This window comes from Rhodocytophaga aerolata, from assembly GCF_030503435.1.
GTDB lineage: Bacteria > Bacteroidota > Bacteroidia > Cytophagales > 172606-1 > Rhodocytophaga > Rhodocytophaga aerolata.
In genome coordinates this window covers 1-2728 of sequence record NZ_JAUKPO010000121.1, presented here as the reverse complement: position 1 = coordinate 2728, position 2728 = coordinate 1, and the positions used below count along the sequence as shown (strand labels likewise).

Genomic DNA, 2728 nt, shown 5'->3' with positions numbered 1-2728 from the left:
TTGTGTGAAATACCTGTCTAGGTTGCAGGTGCTAGGCCATGAAGTGAAAAAATGGATTACCCTACCATGAAATCTTTTGTATAACTGCTCCATGCATTTCTTTAGTTTCCTGTAACACACCGCAGGCGGCTCCTAAAGAGGAAATAAGCGTAGGTTTACTCAGCTATCCGGGGAGATCACCAAAAGCCCTATGGTGGGGCCAGCTACTCAAGTATAGTCACCCTCTTCATGGGTTTAACTTCCAGACATCTTCGGGCTTTAGCTTACGGTTTGCCAGCTCAGAAAACACTTCTACTCCTTGCTCACTGGAAAATGCTTCTATGGAGGAAACACTGGTATCGTAGGCATCTAAAAACTTTTCAAACTTCCACCTGACTAACCTGCCCGAGGCGTTTAAATAAGGCTCTTCGTAACTTTCAAAGGATTTTAGCAGCTTTTTCTGCGCATCTTGCTCATCCACTGCTTTTATGAGTAATATCCGGTCCTCATAGGGCTGCAACCCGCTCTCTTGATCTTCTATCTGAGTCGCAAACCGGGCTTTGATACTCCAAAAGCTACCTTCAGGCTCCCTGGCCGCCTTTTTCTCCAGGCCGTCAATTGCCTCAATAGAAATATGGCCAATAAAGTCTTCTCGGATCAGTTCCCCTACCCGATGCAAGGGCAATTCCACCTTTACGCCCCTGGGCCTAACAGAAGAACCTATTCTTTCAAAGGGAATACCCTTCAGCAACAGCTTTAATGCGCTGAATGCTTCCCGAAAAGTTCTTGCTATTTCCCGCCTTCTTGCCGCTGGAGGATAGGCAAGAAAGGTTTTATAATCGGGATAAGCGAGGTGAATCCGAACACAAGCTCTGTTGGTCAGATGCGTTAAACGCTCTTCGCTTAAATTCCAATCTTCCAGGCCTCCTATTCTCTTATTCATTCTTTTTTCTCTATAATGGATCAAAGCTTCTCGCATACTAGCCCTCTGTGATGTGGCCCTGAGCTAAGCAAGGGCTAATTGGCGATAGAAGCTGGTGTTATACTTTGTTTTACTCACCTTAATCCACTTTCTGGTAATGTTTTGCAGGACCGTCGCATGGGCTATCATCTTGTACTAAACCTATATCTGTACTCAATTGCATGTCCCACTCAGTAGCATTACAACTCCTTTGTAAACTTTGTTTATGCAGATCTGTTTCAGATACATAAGTAAGATAAATATAATATACTTCCCCTAGTTCTTTCATTGAATAGCTGCCCTTCGTTTCAACTCCATTTGATCGGTATTTTTTAAACGTACTATCCTGATCAAATTGGTAATACTCTTTATAGGGAAGTTCTTGGGCAGAAACATATTTTCCCGTCCATCCAGAATAATATTTATTCAATTGCCATTTACCTATTAATTGAGGAGGTGAAGGTACTTGATCCTTTCTTTGGCAAGAAGCTATGAATAATGTCAGAAGCAAGAATACAAATGGGAATAAAAATTTCATAACATCATTTTTAAAATGAACCTACTTTTACAAGAAAGGTTGCAACTTGTCTTCTCTCTTATAAGGCATAATGTATCACGGCTTCCCTTGCGGTGAAGCCTTTGCTGAGGCAGGCCGCTGATAGGCCGAAGTAGATGTTATGGCTCGTTATTTTATGTTTACTGATCTATCCACACAGCAATTTTGCCCGCTTTCTTCACCCTATTTCTTTCTCTAAAATCAGTACTATAAGGTATAGGAAATTGCTTAGTAATTACTCTTTTATTTGAAACAGGCTTTTGACTGCCATTCACACTTAACTGTAGCGTTAAAGGACTAAGTATGGATTGAGCATCTGATAAAGTTAATCCTATCAAATTAGGAACAGCTATTTCATCATCCTGTCCGGTGCCTACAACCAAATCAATCTCGCTTCCTTGTTTTATTGTTTCACCCTGTTGAAGCTCTCGTTCTTGATAGCGAACAGCGATAATTCTGTTCTGATACTTATCTAGTACATAAGTAATTCGATTTACCCTAAGCTTTAAATCTTCTAATTTCTCGTACGTTACATCAGCAGGTATTTTCACTAGCTGTTGAGCGAATGAATTACTGATAACACTTAGGATTAAGCAAATCGCAAATAGTATTTTCATTTTCAATGAGCCATAACGACTCACGAACCCTCGCAAACCGGCCTTTTGTGCTGAGGCTTCAGCTGAGAATAAGGCGGTTGCCGCAGGGTTAAGTGTTGTATGCCGTTGTTTAATCTATGTCATCAAAGTGTAAACTATTCTCAAACGCTTCGGGAACCTCTAACTTTTTCTTCATCTCATTGAACTCTTCCCCGTTTAAGGGACCAATAATATTATTTTTTATTGTCTGATAGTTAATAGTATTATGAACGACTCTAACAATATAATAATTTGTAAGCCCTTTATTTAGCGGTTCTCCAAACTGATGAGGATGTTGCTTGACTACTATAAACTTATCATTCCATCCCACATCAAAAATTGTTTCACCAATGATTCCTTCTCCAACTCCCGAATCTTCATATTTATAAGTTAGTTGCATACTTTCTTCTGAATCTATGGCATCTAAATAATATCCTCCAATCAATTTCTTCTCATAAGAATAATCAAATATACAGCCGGTAAGAAATACCAATGCTAAGAATAGAAGTGATAGCTTATTAGTCATATTCTTGAATGGCATACAGTTAAACTCAGTACAGGAGTCGCCTCCTGTACTGGTCTTCAGAACCGGACTTG

At 39.9% G+C, this 2728-nt stretch carries 4 protein-coding genes; all 4 read right to left on the bottom strand.

The features are described 5' to 3' along the window. Positions 1-226 precede the first annotated feature (226 nt). On the bottom strand, positions 227-922 hold the full coding sequence (locus tag Q0590_RS36950; protein WP_302042712.1) for a DUF4288 domain-containing protein: 696 nt from the start codon (positions 920-922) through the stop codon (positions 227-229). A 118-nt stretch (positions 923-1040) separates the two neighbouring features. Continuing rightward, positions 1041-1478 (bottom strand): hypothetical protein, encoded by a 438-nt coding sequence (locus tag Q0590_RS36945; protein ID WP_302042711.1) that lies wholly within the window; start codon positions 1476-1478, stop codon positions 1041-1043. A gap of 158 nt (positions 1479-1636) precedes the next feature. Beyond that, complete coding sequence (locus tag Q0590_RS36940) at positions 1637-2113, bottom strand: hypothetical protein (RefSeq protein WP_302042710.1); 477 nt, start codon at positions 2111-2113, stop codon at positions 1637-1639. 109 nt (positions 2114-2222) lie between these two features. Next, a partial coding sequence (locus tag Q0590_RS36935) for a DUF3997 domain-containing protein (protein WP_302042709.1) occupies positions 2223-2728 on the bottom strand: 506 nt, incomplete at its 5' end.